This is a genomic window from Mycobacterium sp. IS-3022 (assembly GCF_001500065.1).
GTDB lineage: Bacteria > Actinomycetota > Actinomycetes > Mycobacteriales > Mycobacteriaceae > Mycobacterium.
Genome location: NZ_LQIN01000016.1, coordinates 26,392 through 47,158 on the forward strand (window position 1 = coordinate 26,392; position 20,767 = coordinate 47,158).

The window sequence follows — 20,767 nt, forward strand, 5'->3', positions numbered from 1 at the left end:
GCATCGGATGACCATCCGGCACTAGGGTGTTTAAGCGAGCAGCTGAAAAGAGCTCAACGCCGACCAGGAGTGCGCCTGTGACCACGCTCGAAGAGATTTCCGCGCTGACCCGTCCGAACCACCCCGACGACTGGACAGAGGTGGACACGCTGGCGGTCGACACTGTCCGCGTGCTGGCGGCGGATGCGGTACAGAAGGTGGGCAACGGCCACCCGGGCACGGCGATGAGCCTCGCGCCGCTGGCGTACACGCTCTTCCAGCGTCAGATGCGCCACGACCCCAGCGACGTGCACTGGCTGGGCCGGGACCGCTTCGTGCTGTCCGCCGGGCACTCCAGCCTGACGCTCTACATCCAGCTGTACCTCGGGGGTTTTGGTCTCGAGCTCTCCGACATCGAGTCGCTGCGGACCTGGAAGTCGAAGACGCCGGGACACCCGGAGTTCCGCCACACCAAGGGCGTGGAGATCACCACCGGCCCGCTGGGTCAGGGGCTGGCCTCGGCGGTCGGGATGGCGATGGCATCGCGCTACGAGCGCGGCCTGTTCGACCCCGACACCCCGTGGGGGGAGAGCCCGTTCGACCACTACATCTACGTGATCGCCTCCGACGGCGACATCGAAGAGGGCATCACCAGTGAGGCGTCCTCGCTGGCGGGCACCCAACAGTTGGGCAACCTGATCGTCTTCTACGACCAGAACCAGATCTCGATCGAACACGACACCAACATCGCGCTGTCCGAAGACGTCGCGGCTCGCTACCGCGCCTACGGCTGGCACGTGCAGGAGGTCGAGGGCGGCGAGAACGTGGTCGGCATAGAAGAAGCCATCGAGGCCGCACGCAAAGTCACCGACAAGCCGTCGTTCATCGCGGTGCGGACGATCATCGGCTATCCGGCGCCCAACAAGATGAACACCGGCAGTGCGCACGGGTCGGCGCTCGGCGACGATGAGGTCGCCGCGACCAAGAAGATCCTCGGCTTCGACCCCGACAAGACGTTCGAGGTGCGGCCCGAGGTCATCGAACACACCCGCAAGTTGGTGGAGCGCGGCAAGGAAGCACATGCCAAGTGGCAGACCGGTTTCGATGCCTGGGCGGAGCGCGAACCCGACCGCAAGGCGCTGCTGGACCGGCTGCTCGCCCAGGAACTGCCCGACGGTTGGGACTCCGACCTCACCCACTGGGAGCCGGGCTCAAAGCCGCTGGCCACCCGCGCGGCATTCGGTCAGGTGCTCAACGACGTCGCACCGAAGCTGCCCGAGCTGTGGGGCGGTTCTGCGGACCTCGCCGGCAGCAACAACACGACGATCAAGGGCGTGAAATCCTTTGGTCCCCCGTCGATTTCGACTGACGACTTCACGGCGGACTGGTACGGCCGGGTGCTGCATTTCGGTGTCCGCGAGCATGCGATGGGCGCGATCCTGTCCGGCATCGTGCTGCATGGTCCGACGCGTGCGTTCGGCGGCACCTTCCTGCAGTTCTCCGACTACATGCGCCCGGCGGTGCGGCTGGCCTCGCTGATGGACATCGACACCATCTACATCTGGACGCATGATTCGATCGGCCTCGGCGAGGACGGACCGACCCACCAGCCGATCGAACACCTCGCGGCGCTGCGGGCGATCCCGAACCTGTCGGTGGTCCGCCCCGGTGACCCCAATGAGACCGCCTACGCGTGGCGAAGCATCCTCGCCCGAGGCAACGGAAGCGGTCCCGTCGGTTTCATCCTCACGCGGCAGGGCATCCCCGTGCTGGAGGGCACGGACGCCGACGGTGTGGCCCGCGGCGGGTATGTGCTCGGCGGCGGGAACCCGGCCGACGACGCCGACGTGATCATCATCGCGACCGGTTCGGAACTGCAGCTGGCGGTAGAAGCCCGCAAGCTGTTGGCGGAGAAGGACATCTCCGCCTACGTGGTGTCGATGCCATGCGTGGAGTGGTTCGAATCGCAGCCGCAGGAGTACCGCGATTCGGTGCTGCCGCCGACGGTTTCGGCGCGTGTCGCGGTCGAGGCGGCCGTCGCACAGAGTTGGTACAAGCTCGTCGGTGACACAGGAGAAATCGTCTCCATCGAGCACTACGGCGAGTCCGCCGACGACAAGACGTTGTTCCGCGAGTTCGGGTTCACCCCCGAGGCCGTGGTGGCAGCCGCGGAGCGCTCCATAGACAACTAGCGATCGAAAGGCACAGCAATGGCTCAGAATCCGAATCTCGCAGCCTTGTCCGACGCCGGCGTGTCGGTGTGGCTCGACGACCTGTCGCGCGACCGACTACAGACGGGCAACCTGCAGGAGCTCATCGACACCAGGAGCGTCGTCGGGGTGACGACGAACCCGTCGATCTTCCAGGCCGCCCTGTCGAAAGGGCACGCCTACGACGATCAAGTCAATGAACTGGCCGCGCGCGGCGCCGACGTGGACGCGACGATCCGCACCGTCACCACCGACGACGTGCGCAACGCCTGCGACGTGCTGGCCAAGCAGAACGAACTGTCCGACGGCGTCGACGGCCGGGTGTCGATCGAAGTGGACCCCCGCGTCGCGCACGACACCGACAAGACCATCCTCCAGGCGATCGATCTGTGGAAGACCGTCGACCGGCCCAACCTGCTGATCAAGATCCCCGCCACGATGGCCGGCCTGCCCGCCATCACCGCCGTGATCGCCGAAGGAATTTCGGTCAACGTGACGCTCATCTTCTCCGTCGAGCGCCACCGGCTCGTGATGGACGCCTATCTTGCGGGGTTGGACAAGGCCAAGGAGGCCGGCCACGATTTGTCGAAGATTCATTCCGTCGCCTCGTTCTTCGTGTCGCGGGTGGACACCGAGATCGACAAGCGGCTGGAGAAGATCGGCTCTGAGGAAGCACTGAGACTGCGCGGCAAGGCCGGGGTGGCCAACGCTCGGCTCGCTTATGCGGCCTACGAAGAAGTGTTCGTCGGCGGCTCGCGCTACGCGGCGTTGAAAGCCGACGGCGCCCGTGTCCAGCGTCCGCTGTGGGCGTCGACCGGCGTGAAGAACCCGGACTACTCCGACACGTTGTATGTCACCGAGTTGGTCGCCCCGAACACGGTGAACACCATGCCGGAGAAGACCATTGACGCGGTCGCCGACCACGGCGTGATCACCGGCGACACGGTGACCGGTACGGCCGACGAATCGCAGGCACTGTTCGACGAGCTCTCATCGGTCGGAATCGATCTGCCCGACGTGTTCCGGCTGCTCGAGGACGAGGGTGTGGAGAAATTCGAGAAGTCGTGGCTCGAGTTGCTCGAGGCGACGCAGGAACAGCTCGACGCCAGCAAGAAATGACGGATTGGGTCAATCCGCTGCGCGACAAGCGCGACAAGCGGATGCCGCGGATCGCGGGGCCGTGCGGAATCGTGATCTTCGGTGTCACCGGCGATCTCTCGCGGAAGAAGTTGATGCCCGCGATCTACGATCTCGCGAACCGCGGCCTGCTGCCTGCTTCGTTCTCGCTCGTCGGATTCGCCCGACGGGACTGGGCGGACGAGGATTTCGGCCAGGTCGTCTACGAGGCGGTCAAGAAGCACGCCCGCACGCCGTTCCGCCAGGAGGTGTGGGACCGGCTCGCCGAGGGTTTCCGGTTCGTCCAGGGCACCTTCGACGACGACGCGGCGTTCGCCCGCCTCGCCGAGACGCTCGAGAAACTCGATGCCGAGCGTGGGACGGGGGGCAATCACGCGTTCTACCTGTCCATTCCACCCAAGGCGTTCCAGCAGGTCTGCGAGCAGCTGCAGAAGTCCGGGCTGGCCCGGCCGCAGGAGGGCCGCTGGAGCCGGGTGGTGATCGAGAAGCCGTTCGGCCACGACCTGCAGAGCGCCCGCGAACTCAACGCGGTGGTCAACAGCGTCTTCCCGGAGGAGTCGGTGTTCCGCATCGACCACTACCTCGGCAAGGAGACCGTCCAGAACATCCTTGCGCTGCGCTTCGCCAACGAGTTCTACGAACCCATCTGGAACAACAACTACGTCGACAGCGTGCAGATCACGATGGCCGAGGACATCGGGCTCGGCGGTCGCGCAGGCTATTACGACGGTGTCGGGGCGGCGCGCGACGTCATCCAGAACCATCTGCTGCAGCTGCTGGCGCTGACCGCGATGGAGGAACCGGTCAACTTCGGACCGCACGAACTGCAGGCCGAAAAGATCAAGGTGCTTTCGGCCACGCAACCCGTTCAGCCGCTCGACCAGACCACGGCCCGCGGACAGTACGCGGCGGGTTGGCAGGGCAGCGAAAAGGTGGTCGGCCTGCTGGAGGAGGAAGGCTTCTCGAAGGATTCGACGACCGAGACGTACGCGGCCATCACGCTGGAGGTCGACACCCGGCGATGGGCCGGCGTACCGTTCTTCCTGCGCACCGGAAAGCGGTTGGGCCGCAGGGTGACCGAGATCGCGTTGATCTTCAAGCGGGCGCCGCATCTGCCGTTCGACAAGACCATGACCGAGGAGCTGGGCCAGAACGCGTTGGTGATCCGGGTGCAGCCTGACGAGGGCATCACCACCCGATTCGGCTCGAAGGTGCCGGGCAGTGCCATGGAGGTCCGAGACGTCAACATGGACTTCTCCTACGGTTCGGCGTTCGCCGAGGACTCCCCCGAGGCCTACGAGAGACTCATCCTCGACGTGCTGTTCGGCGAACCATCGCTGTTCCCGGTGAACAGGGAGGTCGAATTGTCCTGGGAGATCCTCGATCCCGTGCTGGATTACTGGGCGACGCACGGCAAACCCGAGGCGTACGAGGCAGGCACCTGGGGGCCCGCGTCCGCTGACGAGATGTTGCATCGGGTAGGCCGGGAATGGAGGCGGCCGTGATTGTCGATCTGCCGGATACCACGACCAACGACATCAACAAGAAGATCACCGGCCTGCGCGAAGAGGGCGGCGCGATCACGTTGAGCCGAGTCCTCACCCTGGTGATCTCGCTGGATTCCGATGACTTGCTTGAAGACTCGATTGAAGCGGCCAATTTCGCCAGCCGTGAGCATCCCTGCCGGGTGATCGTCGTCGTGCCCGGCGAACGGAGCGCCGCGGATTCCCGGCTCGACGCCCAGCTGCGCGTCGGCGGAGACGCCGGCGCGGGTGAAGTCGTGGCGCTGCGCTTGCACGGCGAACTCGCCGACCATGCCTCCAGTGTGGTGTTGCCGTTCCTGCTTCCCGACACCCCGGTCGTGGCGTGGTGGCCCGCGGGCGGCCCGGATGTGCCCGCGAAGGACCCGTTGGGCCGGTTGGCGATTCGACGGATCACCAACGCAACGCAGTGCGCAGATCCGTTGGCGGCGATCAAGGGCCGCCTCGAGGGCTACACGGCGGGCGACACCGACCTTGCCTGGGCCCGCATCACGTACTGGCGTGCGCTGCTGGCGGCTGCGGTCGATCAGGAACCGCACGAGCCGATCACGTCTGCGCTGGTATCAGGCCTGCGCGAAGAACCGTCGCTCGATGTCCTGGCCGGCTGGCTGGCCGCCAGAATCGACGGGCCGGTGCAGCGAGAGGTCGGCGAGCTCAAAGTGGAGCTGGTGCGCGACGGCGAGACGATCACGCTGCGACGGCCTCAGACCGGTGTCACCGCGACGCTGAGCCGCACCAGCCGTCCCGAGGCGCGAATCCCGTTGGCGCGCCGCGAGACCAAGGAATGTCTGGCCGAGGACCTGCGCAGGCTCGACGCCGACGAGGTCTACCACGAGGCCCTGCGGGGCATCGAGAAGGTGCAGTACGCGTGAGTCCGATCATCGAGCGGTATCCGGACTCGGCAGCGTTGGTGGCGGCGGCCGGCGACCGGCTTGTCGCGGCGATCGTCGACGCGATCGACAAGCGGGGCACGGCGCATATTGTGTTGACCGGGGGCGGCACCGGCATCAACCTGCTGAAGCGCGTCGCCGAGCACAGTGACGGGATCGACTGGAGCAAGGTCCATCTCTACTGGGGCGATGACCGCTTCGTGCCCGAGGATGACGACGAACGCAACTACAAGCAGGCGCGCGAGGCGCTGCTGGACCGGGTGGACATCCCGGTCGGCAACGTGCACCCGATGGCCGCCAGCGGTGCGCAGTTCGGCGATGACCTCGACGCGGCCGCGGCCGACTATGAGCGCGTGCTGGCCGCAAACGCCGACGACGGCGAGCCGACACCGGACTTCGACGTGCACCTGCTGGGCATGGGCGGTGAGGGACACGTCAATTCGCTGTTCCCCCATACCCCCGCGGTCCGTGAACGCGAGAGACTCGTGGTCGGTGTCGTCGACTCGCCCAAGCCGCCGCCGCGCCGTATCACGTTGACGTTGCCTGCGGTTCGACAGTCACGGGAGGTGTGGTTGGTCGTCTCCGGCGGGGAAAAGGCCGATGCGGTGGCCGCTGCGATCGGCGGTGCCGATCCGGATGACGTACCCGCCGCGGGTGCCGTCGGCCGCGAGGCGACCGTCTGGCTGCTCGACGAGGCGGCCGCGAACAAACTCTGACCCCTGCGAAAAGATCGCCGCCTGTCAGTGGATCCGGGTAGTATCGAACATATGTTCGACACGCTCTGTGACGCGGCGGTGGCCGAGGCTATCGCCGCGGCTTCGCGCGAACAGAACGCCGCCTGTGGCCTGGAGATGCAGGCTATTGGGGAGTTGTACGCTCGACGCGCGCCGGCGGATGAGGACGAGCGGGACAACTGGGCCATCGACGGACACGCGAACGTGGTCGCCGAGATCTCTGCGGCATTGAACATCAGCCGCGGTCGGGCGGCGGGGCGGCTCAACTACGCGATCGACCTGCGGGAGCGGCTGCCCGGTGTGGCCGCGGTGTTCGCTGCCGGCGACATCGATTTCCGGATGATGACCGCGCTGGTCAGCCGTAGTCAGAGCGTCGAGGACCCCGATCGACTGGCCCGACTCGATGCGGCTTTTGCGCAATGGGCACCGAAATGGATGAAAGTGTCGGGACCCAAACTGACCGAGCGCATCGACATGTGGGTGGAGAAGTTCGATCCGGCCGGGGTCCGCGAACCCAAGTCGCCCACTGACGACCGCTACGTCGACGTCGGACCGATCAGCCCGGGCATGGTCGGGGTCTGGGCCAAACTCGCCTTCGTCGATGGTGTTGCCTTCGACACCCGCCTCGACGAAATTGCCGCCACGGTCTGCGATGACGACCCGCGCACCAAACGGCAACGCCGAGCCGATGCGCTGATGGCGTTGGCGGCCGGGCAGAGCGCGCTCGAGTGTGGCTGTGGCGCAGAGGATTGCCCCAGCGCCGGCAAGGAGGGTGAACAACCGTCCCTGAGCCAGCTCGTCATCAATGTGATCGCCGATCAGGCGACCATCGACGGTCGATCCGAGTCACCGGGATACCTTCCGGGGTTCGGTGCCGTGCCCCCGACGATGTTGCGCGATTTGGCCGCCACCTCTCGGTTGCAACCGGTACGGCTACCGGAGCCGTGCGCCGAGCAGGGTTACCGGCCCTCGGCCGCGCTGGCGCGGTTCGTGCGTTGCCGTGACCTGACATGCCGATTCCCAGGCTGCGACGAGCCTGCCGCTGCGTGTCAGATCGACCACACGGTCCCCTACCCCGGCGGGCCGACACATCCGTCGAATCTCAAACTGCTGTGCGTGTTTCACCATCTGCTGAAGACGTTTTGGCGCGGCGCTGAGGGATGGTCCGATCGTCAAAACGCAGACGGTACGGTCGTGTGGACGGCGCCCAATGGGCAGACCTACACCACCACTCCAGGTGGTGCGGAGTTCTTCGAACTGCTGGGACGACCCACCGGCGAGGTCGTGCTGGGGCCGCGGACGCGTGGGCCGGTCGACGTTCATCGCGGTGCGATGATGCCGATGCGTCGACGCACCCGCGCCGAGGACAAGGCCTACCGCATTGCTCTGGAGCGACAACACAACGCTGCGCGCATCCGTCGCATCCAGCTCCTGCTCGCCGAGAGGCTCTCCCGGGACGACGACACACCGCCGTTCTGACATGCCGTCACTCGTGAGGGTCCGTCCGAATGTCGCGACGACCGTCACGGAACCCAGCGTCGTAGTCGACGCTTCCGGTCACCGGTTTCGACGGCAGCGCGAGGCTACGCGGGTCCACCGTGCATTGCCGGGATGTGGTTTCTCGTTGGCTCACATCTATTCAGACGACGGGTTCTGTTCAGCGGTTCCACGGCTGCGGTCATAATTACCGTCATGGCTGACAAAGGTGGTAGGCCGGTGCGCACGGGGCCGGAACGGATCAGGAAGCTCGCGCAGGCGGCACTCAACGCCGACGTCACCGTCGAACAGGTCGACACGATCCTCGAGGGGCTCAGCGAAACCCTCGAGGACCTGAACAGTTCCACCGCCAACCTCGATGCCACGCTCGAGCGGTTCAACGAGACGATCAACCAGATCAATCAGCTTGCCCCACGGCTCAACGCGGTGGTGGACCGCATGGAGGGCATCGTCGACCGGGTGGAGCGGATCGTCGGCCTCGGTGAATCGGTGATTTCGCCGCTGGCCGCCACCGAGCAGGCGGTGCGAGGAGCAGTGAACAAAGTGCGCAAGTCCACCGGACTGTGACAGCGGCTATCCGCTGTTGCGCAATGCGGTCGCCAACCCGCTCATCGTGAGCAGGATTCCTCGCTGGACGAGTTCGTCGTCGTCCCCGGAACGGTAGCGGCGCAACAGCTCGACCTGAAGGTGGTTCAGCGGTTCCAGGTACGGGAAGCGGTTGAACACCGAACGCGCCAGCGCGGGGTTGTCCGCCAGCAGGTCGTCCTGTCCGGTGATGAGCTTGTGCATCCGGATCGTGCGGCCGTGCTCGGCGACGATCTTGTCGAAGACCCGGCGCCGCAGCTCCTCGTCCTCGACGAGTTCGGAATAGCGGGCCGCCAATCCGAGGTCGGACTTCGCCAACACCTGTGCCATGTTCGACAGCACAGTGCGGAAGAACGGCCACCGCCGGTACAGGTCCTGCAGAACCTCGAGCCGACCGTCACCCTCTGCGATCCACTGCTCGAACGCCGAACCGGTGCCGTACCAGCCGGGCAGCATGACCCGCGATTGGCTCCATGCCAACACCCATGGAATCGCCCGCAGATCGGCGATCGAGGTCGTGGGCTTACGCGACGAGGGCCTGCTGCCGATGTTGAGCGCGCCGATCTCGCTGACCGGTGTCGATGCCTTGAAGTAGTCGACGAAACCCGGTGTATCGTGGACTAATTCAGCGTATGCCCGTTGGGCGCGTGCGGCCAGGTCGTCGAGGACCTCATAGGCGGGGCCGGCGGCGTCGCCGAGGCCTTCCACGTCGAGCAGCGTGGCCTCCAGGGTCGCGGCCACCAGTGTCTCGAGGTTGCGGTGCGCGATCTGCGGCTCGGCGTACTTGGCGGCGATCACCTCACCCTGTTCGGTGATCCGCAGCGATCCGTTCACCGCTCCCGGCGGCTGCGCCAAGATGGCGTCGTAGCTCGGGCCTCCGCCGCGGCCGACCGTGCCACCGCGACCGTGGAAGAGGCGCAACCGGATTCCGGTCTTGCGTGCCGACTCCACCAGGTCGAGTTCGGCGCGGTACAGCGCCCAGTTCGCCGCCAGATAGCCGCCGTCCTTGTTGGAGTCCGAGTAACCGAGCATGACTTCCTGGCTGTCGTCACGCGCGGACACGATCGATCGGTACACCGGAAGGTCCAGCGCCGCTTCGAGAATCGACGATCCACGTTGCAGATCGTCGATCGTCTCGAGCAACGGCACAATGCCCACCGGGGCGTACGGCTTTTCAGCCGACACGTCGAGCAGGCCGGCCTCCTTGAGGAGAATGGCGGCCTCCAGCATGTCCGAAACGGACTCGCACATCGAGATGATGTAGTTCGGCACGGCTTGCGGTCCGAACACCCGCACTGCCCGTGCGGCCGCGACCACGATGTCGAGTTCCTTGCCGGCCAGTTCGGATAGGGCCGCACCCTCCTTGACCAGCGGCCGCCGAGTCGCCAGCTCCCCGGCCAGCAGTTGGACCCGCTCCCCCTCGGCCAGCGATCGGTAGTCCGGGTGCACACCAGCCCAGGCGAGAAGCTCCGCGATGACTTCCTCGTGCACTTCGGAGTTCTGCCGCATGTCCAGACCGCACAGGTGGAAACCGAACGTGTGCACGGCTTCTCGCAGCCGTGCCAGTCGGTCGTCGGCCAGCACCGCGCTGCCGTTGGCGCGCAGCGACTCGTCGACCACGTTCAGGTCAGCCAGCAGTTCGGCGGACGTCTGATAGCGCTCGAGACCCAGGTCGAGTTCGTGTTCCGGCTGCTGATCCAGGATCTCCTGCGCCGTCGACGTGAGGCGGGCGTGGATCACGCGCAGCGCCCGCCGGTAGGGTTCGTCGGCCCGCGCAGGCTCGTGGCACCGGTCGGCCAGTGCGGCGAGGTCGTCGCTGATCCGGACCAGCCGCGCCGACATCGACAGCTCCTCTTCCAGCGCGGTGATCTCGGTGAAATAGTGGTCGAGCGCCGTGTACGCGGCGTCGGAGGTGGCAAGGCGCACCACCTCGGCGGTGACGTTCGGATTACCGTCGCGATCGCCGCCGATCCACGACCCCGGCCGCACGATCGGCTCGTCGAGTAACCCGGCGTCGGGCCAGCGAGCCTGTAGTTCCGCGCGCACGTCGGCATTCACCTGTGGGATGACTTCGAAGAATGCGGCCGGGTAATATCGCAGACCCGTCTCGATCTCGTCTTGAATCTTCAACCGGGACAACCGAACCAGCGCCGTCTGCCAGAGCGTCAGGATGTGGCGACGCAGTTCCTGTTCGATGTCGCGACCGTCGTCGGTGCGAACGTGGCCGTGCAGCCGCAGCCGCATCAATTCGGTGATGCGGTGTTGGGTGTCGAAGATCGTGCGACGCCTGGTCTCGGTCGGATGCGCGGTGATCACCGGCGACACCAACGCCCCCGCAAGCGCCTCGGCGACGGCGCCCGGCTTCAAATCGACCGAGTCGAGCTTGGCGTAAGTGGCGGCCAGGCTGCTGTCCTGCGGGGGCTCACCAGCCGCCACGTGCACGGCGCGGCGACGTTCCCGGTGAATGTCCTCGGCGACGTTGGCCAGCAGTGCGAAGTGGGTGAACGCGCGGATGATGGGGATCGCCTGGCGGATCTCGATGCCGTCGAACATGCGCGCCAGCGCCCCGCGGTCGATCTCCGAGCGGCGCACCCGAAACGACTCGACGCGGGCGCGCTCGACGAGGTCGAACACTTCCTCGCCGTTCTGCTCGCGCACGGTGTCGCCGAGTATCGCCCCGAGCAGCCGGATGTCCTCGCGCATCGGCTCGGTGGCGTCGCGACCCACCCGGGTGCGCCTGACCGCGCCTATCGGTTCCAGTCCGGCGACCTCAGCCATAACTCAAGTATCGGTGCCGCAGCAACGAGCCGCAGGGTGAGGGAGAGTTACGTCAGCTGTATTTGATCAGCAGCGCGACGCCGATGATCGAGACCAGCCAGATGCCGGTGACGAACAACGTCAACCGGTCCAGGTTCTTCTCCACCACCGTCGACCCCGACAGGCTGGACTGGACGCCACCGCCGAACAGCGTGGACAGGCCGCCGCCCTTGGCACGGTGAAGCAGCACCAGGAGCACGACCAGGACGCTGGTCACCACCAGGGTGATCTGCAGGGCCAATTCCATGGCCGCAAGACTACCTAATCGGCCGGTGTGCCTACGGCAGGGGCCCGCCGGCCGCGATGGCCGACAACGTGGCGAACTGCTCACCGTCCAGCGACGCCCCGCCGACGAGCGCCCCGTCGACGTCCTCCTGCGCGACGATCTCGCCGACGTTCTTCGCGTTCACCGAGCCGCCGTACAGCACGCGAACACCGGCCGCCAGCTGCGGCGTGGCCAGCTTGCCCAGCTCGTCGCGGATCGCCTTGCACACCTCCTGCGCGTCGGCGGCGCTGGCGACCCGGCCGGTTCCGATCGCCCACACCGGCTCATAGGCGATCACCGCCTGACCGACCTGCTCGGCCGACAAACCGGCCAGCGAGCCGCGCAGCGATTCGACGTTGTGTTCGACGTGGTTGCCGGCCTCGCGGACCTCGAGCTGCTCACCGATGCAGATGATCGGCACCAGCCCGTGGCGGAAGGCGGCCGCCGCCTTGGCTGCCACGATCGCGTCGTCCTCGTGGTGATAGGTGCGCCGCTCAGAGTGGCCGACGACCACGTAGGTGCAGCCGAGCTTGGCCAGGAACGCACCGCTGATGTCGCCGGTGTAGGCGCCGGAGTCGTGCTCGGACAGATCCTGGGCGCCGTAGGTCAGCAGCAGCTTGTCGCCGTCGACGAGGGTTTGCACACTGCGCAGATCGGTGAACGGCGGAATCACCGTGACGTCGACTTTGTCGAAGTACTTCGCCGGCAACGCGAACGCGATCTTCTGCACCAGCGCGATCGCCTCGAAGTGGTTGAGGTTCATCTTCCAGTTGCCGGCGATCAGCGGTTTGCGGCTCACGACTCGAGAACCTCCAGCCCGGGCAGTTTCTTGCCCTCAAGGTATTCCAGCGACGCCCCGCCGCCGGTGGAAATGTGGGAGAAACCGTCCTCGGCGAGGCGGAGCTGCCGCACCGCGGCCGCCGAATCGCCGCCGCCGACGACGCTGAACGCGCCCTTGGCGGTCGCGGAGATGATCGCCTCGGCGACGCCCTTGGTGCCCGCCGCGAACGCCGGGAACTCGAAAACCCCCATCGGACCGTTCCAGAAGACGGTCTTGGCGTTGGACAGCAGCGTGGTGAACCGCTCGATCGAGCCGGGACCGATGTCGAGGCCCATCTTGTCCTCCGGAATCCGGTCGGCGGCGACGATCTCGGCGGTCGCGTCGGCGGCGAACTTGTCGGCCACCACGATGTCGACGGGCACATGGATCACGTCGGCGTAGGTGTCCAACAACTTGCGACAGGTCTCGATCATGCCCTCTTCCAGCAGCGAGGTGCCGACCGAAACACCTTGCGACGCAAGGAAGGTAAAGCACATGCCGCCGCCGATGAGCAGGCTGTCGGCCTTCTCGGCGAGCGATTCGATGACCGCGAGTTTGTCGGACACCTTGGATCCACCCAGCACCACGGCGTACGGCCGGTCCGTCGAGCTGGTCAACTGCTCGAGCACCTTCACCTCGGCGGCCACCAGCGTGCCCGCATAGTGCGGCAGCAACGTCGCGACGTCGTACACCGACGCCTGTTTGCGGTGCACCACGCCGAAACCATCGGAGACGAAAGCGCCGTCATCGCCGACGAGTTCGACCAATGCCTTGGCCAGCGCCAGCCGCTCGGCGTCGTCCTTGCTGGTCTCGCGGGCGTCGAAGCGGATGTTCTCCAGCAGCAGGATGTCGCCGTCGGTCAGTCCTTCGGCGCGGGCCAGTGCGTCGGTTCCGACGACGTCACCGGCCAGCTGCACGTGCCGACCGAGCTGCTCGCTCAATGCCTTCGCGACCGGAGCCAGCGAGTACTTCGGATCCGGACCCCCTTTGGGACGGCCGAGGTGCGCGGTGACGACGACCTTGGCCCCCGCATCGGAGAGTGCCTTCAACGTCGGCACCGAGGCGGTGATCCGTCCGGGGTCGGTGATATCGCCGTCATCGTCGAGCGGGACGTTGAGGTCCGACCGGACCAGCACGCCCCGCCCCGAAACACCTTCTGCGAGAAGGTCTTCAAGCGTCCTGATCGCCACGGCGTTACAGCGACTTGCCGACCAGCGCGACGAGGTCGACGAGGCGGTTCGAGTAACCCCACTCGTTGTCGTACCACGACACGACCTTGGCCTGGTTGTCGATGACCTTGGTCAGACCGGCGTCAAACAGCGAGCTGTGCGGGTCGGTCACGATGTCGCTGGACACGATCGGCGCGTCGTAGTACTTGAGGATGCCCTTGAGCGGACCTTCGGCAGCTGCCTTGAACGCGGCGTTGATCTCGTCGACGCTGGCCGTCTTGGACAGCTCGGCGGTCAGGTCGGTCACCGACCCGGTGGGGATCGGGACCCGCAGCGCGTAGCCGTCGAGCTTGCCCTTCAGTTCGGGCAGCACCAGTCCGATGGCCTTCGCGGCGCCGGTCGAGGTGGGCACGATGTTGATCGCGGCCGCGCGCGCCCGGCGCAGGTCCTTGTGGGGGCCGTCCTGCAGGTTCTGGTCCTGGGTGTAGGCGTGGATCGTGGTCATCAGGCCCTTGACGATGCCGAACTCGTCGTTGAGGACCTTCGCCAGCGGGCCGAGGCAGTTCGTGGTGCACGACGCGTTGGAGATGATCTTCTGGCTGCCGTCGTACTTGTCGTCGTTGACACCCAGCACGATCGTGATGTCCTCGTCGCTGGCCGGCGCGGAGATGATGACCTTCTTGGCGCCCGCATCCAGGTGGCCCTGCGCCTTGTCCCGCTTGGTGAAGATGCCGGTGGATTCGACGACCACATCGACCCCGAGGTCACCCCACGGCAGCGCCGCCGGGCCCTCCTTGACCGACAGCGCCTTGATCTTGTTATCGCCGACGACGATGGTGTCCTCGCCCTCGAGGCTGATCTCCTTCGGGAACCGGCCGAGGATCGAGTCGAAGCGCAGAAGGTGCGCCAGCGAGGCGTTGTCGGTGAGGTCGTTGACGGCGACGACCTCGATGTCGGTGCTCTTGCCTTCGGCTTTCTGCGCCTCGAGCGCCCGGTAGAAGTTGCGCCCGATGCGGCCGAAGCCGTTAACGCCTACCCGGATCGTCACTGGTCTCTCCCTCAGTCGCCTCAACGTGTGGTGCTCAGAGGCCAGCCTAGTGGTGTGATAGCGACCACGTGCGACCTGGTCAGTGCACGGCCAAGCTCTGGTCCGTGTACGGGTTGCCGAGCCATTTGCGGCGAATTCGTTGCAACGTGCCGTCGGCTTCCAACTCGGCCTGCGCCACGGTCAGCCGCCCGAGTAACGCCTGGTCGCCCGGGGCGACCACGATCGCGATCTCCTCTGTGGAGAAGCCGCGCTGAACCACTTCCACATCGGGTATCGGCCTGATTAGTTCGGTGAGGACGGGCGCCAGCGCGATGACCGCGTCGCACGCGCCGATGCCGAGGTCGGTCAGCGCCGAAGCGATGGAGTCGTAGAGGCGGACGGCACCGGCCTTGCCGTCGGCGACCAGTCGGTCGGCGATCGACTGGCCGGCGTCACCGCGCTGCACGCCGACGGTCAGGCCTTCGAGGTCGTCGACGGATCGCACGCGGGGCCACCGCCGAGTATCGACCGCCACCGCCTGACCGGTGATCACATACGGCGGAAGCATGTCGGCCTCCGAGGTGACGGTGCTCCCGGTGACACAGTCGCAGGCCGACTTTAGATCAACGAATTCGACTGTGGCGCCGAGGTGTTCGCCCAGCGCGTGCATCAGGTCGACGTCGAGGCCGCCCTCGTCGCCGATGAACGGCGGATATGGGATGGCCGTCGCGACCCTCAGCGTCTCCATCGATCCACCGTATTTGAGGTGGCTACGCATCGGGTGGAAACTTCCGGGTATGGAGGAACCATCAACCTGTGGCCAAGGGTTGGCGGCGCGGGCCGTCGTCCCCGGCAAGCTCAGCGAAGCGCTGCACGCGCAGGCACGCGTTCTCGAGGCGCACATGAGGGCGCTCGATCCCGCCGACGCGGACGCGAGAAGGGAACTCGACGCGTATGCGGCGTTGGTGACCGCGCACCGCGATGTCGCCGACCGGTTGTCCGGTATTGCCGCCGAGATGGCCGACCACCGGAGCCTGCCCATCGCGGCACACGACGAAGCCGCGATGTCGGACACGGCGGCACTTCGCGCATTCGAGACATTCGTCCGTGCCGAGAGCGAACTCGCGAACCTTTTGCAGGAGTTGTCGCAGCAGGATCAGGCGATGCTGAAAACGATGCGCTCGGCGGAAACCTAAGCGTCTTCGAGCAGGTCCGGCGTGACGGCCGACTCGGTGTCCGGGATGCCGTCCTGTTTGGCCTTGCGATCGGCCATCGACAGCAATCGCCGGATACGACCCGCCACAGCGTCTTTCGTCATCTGTGGATCGGCCAGCCGGCCCAGCTCCTCCAGCGACGCCTGTCGGTGCTCGACGCGCAGTTTGCCCGCGGCGGCCAGATGGTCGGGCACGGTGTCGCCGAGGATCTCCAGCGCCCGCTCCACCCGGGCCGCGGCCGCGACGGCCGCCCGGGCCGACCGGCGCAGGTTCGCGTCGTCGAAGTTGGCCAACCGGTTCGCAGTCGCGCGCACCTCGCGGCGCATCCGGCGCTCTTCCCACGTCAGCCTGGTGTCCTGCGCGCCCATCCGGGTCAACAACGCGCCGATCGCCTCGCCGTCGCGCACCACGACGCGGTCGGTGCCGCGCACCTCGCGGGCCTTCGCGCTGACCCCCAACCGGCGGGCCGCACCGACGAGCGCCAGCGCCGCCTCCGGGCCCGGGCAACTGACCTCCAGCGCCGATGACCGGCCCGGCTCGGTGAGCGACCCGTGCGCCAAAAACGCTCCCCGCCACGCGGCTTCGGCGTCGGCCACGCTGCCGCCGACAACCTGGGCGGGTAACCCCCGCACGGGTCGGCCGCGCAGGTCGAGCAGCCCGGTTTGGCGGGCCAGCGCCTCACCGTCGTTCGCCACCCGAACCACATACCGGGTGCTCTTGCGGATGCCGCTGGCCGACAGCACGTGCACCGTCGCGTTGTAGCCGTACAGGTCGTAGATGTCCTTGCGCAGCCGCCTGGCGATGATGCCCAGGTCGACCTCCGCCTCGACGATCACGCGCCCCGAGACGATGTGCAGCCCGCCGGCGAAGCGCAGCAGGGAAGCCACCTCGGCGCGGCGAGCGGTGACCGCATTGACGACCAGCCGGCTCAGCTCGTCTTTGACCTCGGCTGTCATCGCCACGGGTCGTCACCTCTCGGTCCGTTCATCGTCGGCGTCGGCACGGTCGGCGCCGGCGGTGCTGCGCCGCGCAGGCGAACCCCGTCCAGAGCCGCGGCCAACCTCGCCGGGTCATGTAAAGGTGTACCAGGTCTGGAGACGTCAGCGAACTCAACTCGGGCATCGAGAATGGTCGCGGTGCGCCGCAATTGCTCGCGTTCGCGTTCACTGGGCACCCGGCTAGCGTCGACGATGATGTCGTGCACGGTGAAGGTCGGCGCGTGCTGCGACAGCACGTGGATGTGCCGCTCGACGGAGAAGCCGGCCGTCTCCCCCGGCTCGGCCACCAGGTTGAGCACCAGTGCCCGGCGCGCGGTCGTCGCCTGCAGCGCCGCCAGCATGTCGGGGACCAGCACATGCGGGATGACGCTGGTGAACCACGAACCCGGACCGAGCACCACCAGGTCGGCGGCCATGATCGCGTCGATTGCCTGGCGGGTGGCCGGCGGGTCGCCCGGCAGCAGCCGCACCCGACGCACCTTTCCGACGGTCGTGGCGATTGCCACCTGGCCGCTGATCACCCGGCTCATCCGCGGATCCGCCTCGAGCCCGGCGACGTCGGCCTCGATCCCGAGTCCAACGGGGCACATCGGTAACACCCGGCCTTTGACCCCCAGGATGCGCCCCAGCTCGTCGAGCGCGGCGACCGGATCGGCGAGCACTTCGCTGAGCCCGGCCAGCAGGAGGTTGCCGATCGGATGGCCGGCGAGCGCACCACTGCCGCCGAAGCGATGCTGGATGATCGTGGCCCACAGCCGGCCGTGCGGACTGTCGGAAGCCAACGCCGCCAACGCCATTCGCAGGTCGCCGGGCGGCACCACGTCGAGCTCGTTGCGCAGCCGTCCCGACGAGCCGCCGTCATCGGCGACGGTGACGACCGCGGTGACGTGCGGGGTGAGCCTGCGAGCGGCCGACAGCGTGGCATACAGCCCGTGTCCTCCGCCGAGTGCAACGATGCGCGCGCTCATTCGCGGCCCAGATCCCGGTGCAGTACCCGCACCGTCAGGTCCTCACCCGCCTGCAGCCGCGCCGCCAGCGCCTCGGCGATCGCCACGCTCCGATGTTTGCCGCCGGTGCATCCGATGGCGACGGTCATATATCGCTTCCCCTCGCGACGGTATCCGTCGATGACTACGTCGAGCAGCCGATGATAGGTGTCCAGAAACTCCCCCGCACCCGGCTGCCCGAGAACGTAGTCGCGGACCGCGGCATGCTGCCCGGTATGCGGACGCAGGTCGTCGACCCAGTGCGGGTTCGGCAGGAACCGGACGTCCATCACGGTGTCGGCGTCCATCGGCAGCCCGTACTTGTAGCCGAAAGATTCCACCGTGACGTTCGTGTGCGCGACCGTCTCACCGCCGAAGGCGCGTTCGATGCTCTCGCGCAACGCGGGCACCGACAGCGTCGAGGTGTCGATCACCAGATCGGCGGACGCGCGCACCGGGGCCAGCAGCGCCCGCTCAGCCGCAATGCCTTCTGCCAGAGTTTGATTGCCCTGCAGCGGATGGCTGCGGCGGTTCTGCTCGTAGCGGCGCACCAGGATGTCGTCGGAGGCCTCCAGGAACACCACCCGAGGGGTGATGTTCCGGGCGGCCAGCTGGTTGCGCACCCAGTCCAGATCGCCGGTGAAACCCCGCGACCGCACGTCCATCACCACGGCGAGTTGGGTGATGCGCGAACCCGCCGCGAGCCCCAACTCGACCATCTGCGCGATCAGCTCCGGCGGAAGGTTGTCCGCGACGTACCAACCGAGATCCTCGAGCACCTTGGCCGCGGTGCCCCTTCCCGCGCCGGACAATCCGGTGACGAGGACCACGTCGATATCCGAGTCGGCGTTCGCCTCGTCGCGGAGGTCCTCGTGCATCCCTTGGTCCGTCATCCCGATACCCTGCTCCGATCATGACCGATCGCCGCCTCGGCCGCGTCGCTTTCGGGCGGTACGCCGAGTGCGTCCAGTACGGCCCTGGCGGTGGCGACGCCGATACCCGGTACCGCGGTGATTTCCTCGATGGACGCCTCCTTGAGCCGGGCCACCGAGCCGAAATGGGTGACCAGTGCCTTGCGGCGATGCTCGCCGAGACCCCGCACGGCGTCCAGCGCCGAGGCGGTCATCCGCTTGGACCGCTTGCTGCGGTGATAGGCGATCGCGAACCGGTGCGCCTCGTCCCGCACGCGCTGTAGGAGGTAGAGCCCCTCACTGTTGCGGGGCATGATCAGCGGGTCGGGTTCGGACGGAACCCAGACCTCCTCCAGCCGCTTGGCCAGTCCGATCACCGCGACATCGGTGATGCCGAGTTCGTCGAGCACCGACTGCGCGGCGTTGACCTGGGGTGCACCGCCGTCGACGACGAAGAGGTTGGGTGGGTAGGCGAACTTGCGCGATTTTCCTTCCGGCGCAAGCTCGGTCGGGTGCTGGGTATCGTGCAGGTGACGGTAGAACCGCCGCCTCGTCACCTCGGCGATCGACGCTACATCGTCGGAACGGCCCTCGCCCGCGGCTTCCCGGATCGCGTAGTGCCGGTAATCGGACTTGCGTGGCAGGCCGTCCTCGAACACCACCAGCGAGGCCACCACATCGGTGCCCTGTACGTGGCTGATGTCGACGCATTCGATGCGCAGCGGCGCGTCTGCGAGCCCGAGCGCGTCCTGGATACTCTGCAGCGCAGCGGTTCTCGCGGTGAAGTCACCGGCCCGCTTGAGCTTGTGCTGCGTGAGCGCGTCCATGGCGTTGCGGCGGACCGTCTCGGCGAGCGCGCGCTTGTCGCCGCGCTGCGGCACGCGCAGCATCACCCGGGACCCCCGCAACTGGGTGAGCCAGGCCGCCAGCTCGTCGGCGTTGCCCGGCAGGCACGGGACCAGCACTTGGCGCGGCACGGGATTCGTCGACTCATCGGCGGCGCCGTCCAATTCGGCCTGCTCGCCGTAGAACTGGGTCAAGAACTGTTCCACCAAGTGTTCCTGGCTCGTTTCGCCCGGCTCACCGGATTTCTCGACGATCCAGCCGCGCTGGCCGCGGACCCGGCCACCGCGGACGTGGAAGACCTGCACGGCGGCTTCCAGATCGTCGTCGGCGAATGCCACCACATCGGCGTCGGTGCCGTCGCCGAATACCACCGCCTGCTTCTCCAGCGCCCGCTTGAGCGCACCGATGTTGTCGCGCAGGCGCGCGGCTCTCTCGAAATCCAATTCGTCGGCGGCCTCGGTCATCTGCTGTTCCATGTCGCGGACCAGCCGGTCGGTCTTGCCCGCCAGGAAGTCGCAGAAATCGAGGACGATCTGTCGATGTTCGTCGGCACCGACCCGGCCGATGCAGGGCGCCGAGCACTTGTCGATGTAGCCCAGCAGGCACGGCCGATCGATTTGCCTGTGCCGCTTGAACACTCCCGCCGAGCAGGTACGAGCAGGAAACACGCGGGTGAGCAGGTCGAGGGTTTCGCGGATCGCCCAGGCGTGCGAGTACGGACCGAAGTAGCGGACGCCCTTGCGCCTCGCCCCGCGGTACACCATGAGCCGCGGGTACTCCTCGTTGAGCGTGACCGCGAGCACTGGATAGGACTTGTCGTCCCGGTACCGGATGTTGAATCGCGGATCGAACTCCTTGATCCAGTTGTATTCGAGTTGCAGCGCCTCGACTTCGGTGTTGACCACCGTCCAGTCGACGCTGCCCGCCGACATCACCATCTGCCGCGTGCGCGGGGCCAGGTTCACCAGATCGGCGAAGTAGGAGTTCAATCGGCTGCGCAGACTCTTCGCCTTGCCGACGTAGATGACCCGCCCGTGCGGGTCACGGAACCGGTAGACGCCCGGCTCGACGGGGATCGACCCGGGGGCGGGTCGGTACGTCGCTGGATCGGGCACGGAATCCAGGTTACTGCCGCGTCACG

At 66.9% G+C, this 20,767-nt stretch carries 18 protein-coding genes; 8 read left to right on the plus strand and 10 right to left on the minus strand.

What is annotated here, in order from left to right:
- The first annotated feature begins 77 nt into the window (after positions 1-77).
- The 7 genes from tkt (at position 78) to AU188_RS12700 (ending at position 8,555) form a co-directional block, all read left to right on the plus strand.
- Positions 78-2,171 carry a transketolase gene (gene tkt / locus AU188_RS12670; protein WP_059164066.1) on the plus strand — a complete coding sequence of 698 codons (2,094 nt, stop codon included), beginning with the start codon at positions 78-80 and terminating at the stop codon, positions 2,169-2,171.
- A gap of 18 nt (positions 2,172-2,189) precedes the next feature.
- Entirely contained in the window at positions 2,190-3,308 is a 1,119-nt protein-coding gene (gene tal / locus AU188_RS12675; protein WP_059164067.1) for a transaldolase, read from the plus strand.
- Complete coding sequence (zwf, locus tag AU188_RS12680) at positions 3,305-4,831, plus strand: glucose-6-phosphate dehydrogenase (protein ID WP_059164068.1); 1,527 nt, start codon at positions 3,305-3,307, stop codon at positions 4,829-4,831. The genes tal and zwf overlap by 4 nt, the downstream gene beginning before the upstream one ends.
- The gene (gene opcA / locus AU188_RS12685; protein ID WP_059164097.1) at positions 4,828-5,739 is read left to right on the plus strand and encodes a glucose-6-phosphate dehydrogenase assembly protein OpcA; all 912 of its coding nucleotides are present in this window, start codon (positions 4,828-4,830) and stop codon (positions 5,737-5,739) included. The genes zwf and opcA overlap by 4 nt, the downstream gene beginning before the upstream one ends.
- Complete coding sequence (gene pgl / locus AU188_RS12690) at positions 5,736-6,473, plus strand: 6-phosphogluconolactonase (RefSeq protein ID WP_059164069.1); 738 nt, start codon at positions 5,736-5,738, stop codon at positions 6,471-6,473. Before opcA ends, pgl begins: the two co-directional genes overlap by 4 nt.
- A gap of 51 nt (positions 6,474-6,524) precedes the next feature.
- Entirely contained in the window at positions 6,525-7,970 is a 1,446-nt protein-coding gene (locus AU188_RS12695; protein WP_059164070.1) for an HNH endonuclease signature motif containing protein, read from the plus strand.
- A 213-nt stretch (positions 7,971-8,183) separates the two neighbouring features.
- Positions 8,184-8,555, plus strand: coding sequence for a hypothetical protein (locus tag AU188_RS12700; protein ID WP_059164071.1), 372 nt, complete (start codon positions 8,184-8,186; stop codon positions 8,553-8,555).
- 6 nt (positions 8,556-8,561) lie between these two features.
- Here AU188_RS12700 and ppc read toward each other — a convergent pair whose 3' ends face one another.
- The 6 genes from ppc to AU188_RS12730 all read right to left on the minus strand — a co-directional run bounded on the left by ppc (position 8,562) and on the right by AU188_RS12730 (position 15,419).
- Positions 8,562-11,351: a phosphoenolpyruvate carboxylase gene (gene ppc / locus AU188_RS12705; protein WP_059164072.1), complete on the minus strand. Its 2,790-nt coding sequence runs from the start codon at positions 11,349-11,351 to the stop codon at positions 8,562-8,564.
- 52 nt (positions 11,352-11,403) lie between these two features.
- Entirely contained in the window at positions 11,404-11,637 is a 234-nt protein-coding gene (gene secG, locus AU188_RS12710; protein ID WP_059164073.1) for a preprotein translocase subunit SecG, read from the minus strand.
- Between the two features lie 31 nt (positions 11,638-11,668).
- On the minus strand, positions 11,669-12,454 hold the full coding sequence (gene tpiA / locus AU188_RS12715; protein ID WP_059164074.1) for a triose-phosphate isomerase: 786 nt from the start codon (positions 12,452-12,454) through the stop codon (positions 11,669-11,671).
- Positions 12,451-13,665, minus strand: a complete 1,215-nt coding sequence (locus AU188_RS12720; protein WP_059164075.1) for a phosphoglycerate kinase — start codon at positions 13,663-13,665, stop codon at positions 12,451-12,453. Before AU188_RS12720 ends, tpiA begins: the two co-directional genes overlap by 4 nt.
- A 4-nt stretch (positions 13,666-13,669) precedes the next feature.
- Positions 13,670-14,692, minus strand: a complete 1,023-nt coding sequence (gene gap, locus AU188_RS12725; protein ID WP_059099981.1) for a type I glyceraldehyde-3-phosphate dehydrogenase — start codon at positions 14,690-14,692, stop codon at positions 13,670-13,672.
- Positions 14,693-14,771: 79 nt separating this feature from the next.
- A complete protein-coding gene (locus AU188_RS12730; RefSeq protein ID WP_059164076.1) occupies positions 14,772-15,419 on the minus strand; it encodes an ABC transporter substrate-binding protein in 648 nt (215 codons plus the stop codon).
- A 49-nt stretch (positions 15,420-15,468) separates the two neighbouring features.
- On the opposite strand from AU188_RS12730, the gene AU188_RS12735 reads away from it, so the two are divergent.
- Positions 15,469-15,867: a hypothetical protein gene (locus tag AU188_RS12735; RefSeq protein ID WP_156426664.1), complete on the plus strand. Its 399-nt coding sequence runs from the start codon at positions 15,469-15,471 to the stop codon at positions 15,865-15,867.
- On the opposite strand, the gene whiA is transcribed toward AU188_RS12735, so the two are convergent.
- From whiA to uvrC, 4 genes are read right to left on the minus strand one after another with little or no spacing between them, the layout of a single operon-like run.
- Positions 15,864-16,841, minus strand: a complete 978-nt coding sequence (gene whiA, locus AU188_RS12740; RefSeq protein ID WP_156426666.1) for a DNA-binding protein WhiA — start codon at positions 16,839-16,841, stop codon at positions 15,864-15,866. The genes AU188_RS12735 and whiA overlap by 4 nt on opposite strands.
- Positions 16,838-17,851: a uridine diphosphate-N-acetylglucosamine-binding protein YvcK gene (gene yvcK / locus AU188_RS12745; RefSeq protein WP_059164079.1), complete on the minus strand. Its 1,014-nt coding sequence runs from the start codon at positions 17,849-17,851 to the stop codon at positions 16,838-16,840. The genes whiA and yvcK overlap by 4 nt, the downstream gene beginning before the upstream one ends.
- Positions 17,848-18,747 (minus strand): RNase adapter RapZ, encoded by a 900-nt coding sequence (gene rapZ / locus AU188_RS12750; protein ID WP_172799489.1) that lies wholly within the window; start codon positions 18,745-18,747, stop codon positions 17,848-17,850. The genes yvcK and rapZ overlap by 4 nt, the downstream gene beginning before the upstream one ends.
- 11 nt (positions 18,748-18,758) lie before the next feature.
- Positions 18,759-20,741 (minus strand): excinuclease ABC subunit UvrC, encoded by a 1,983-nt coding sequence (uvrC, locus tag AU188_RS12755; protein WP_059164080.1) that lies wholly within the window; start codon positions 20,739-20,741, stop codon positions 18,759-18,761.
- Positions 20,742-20,767 lie beyond the last annotated feature (26 nt).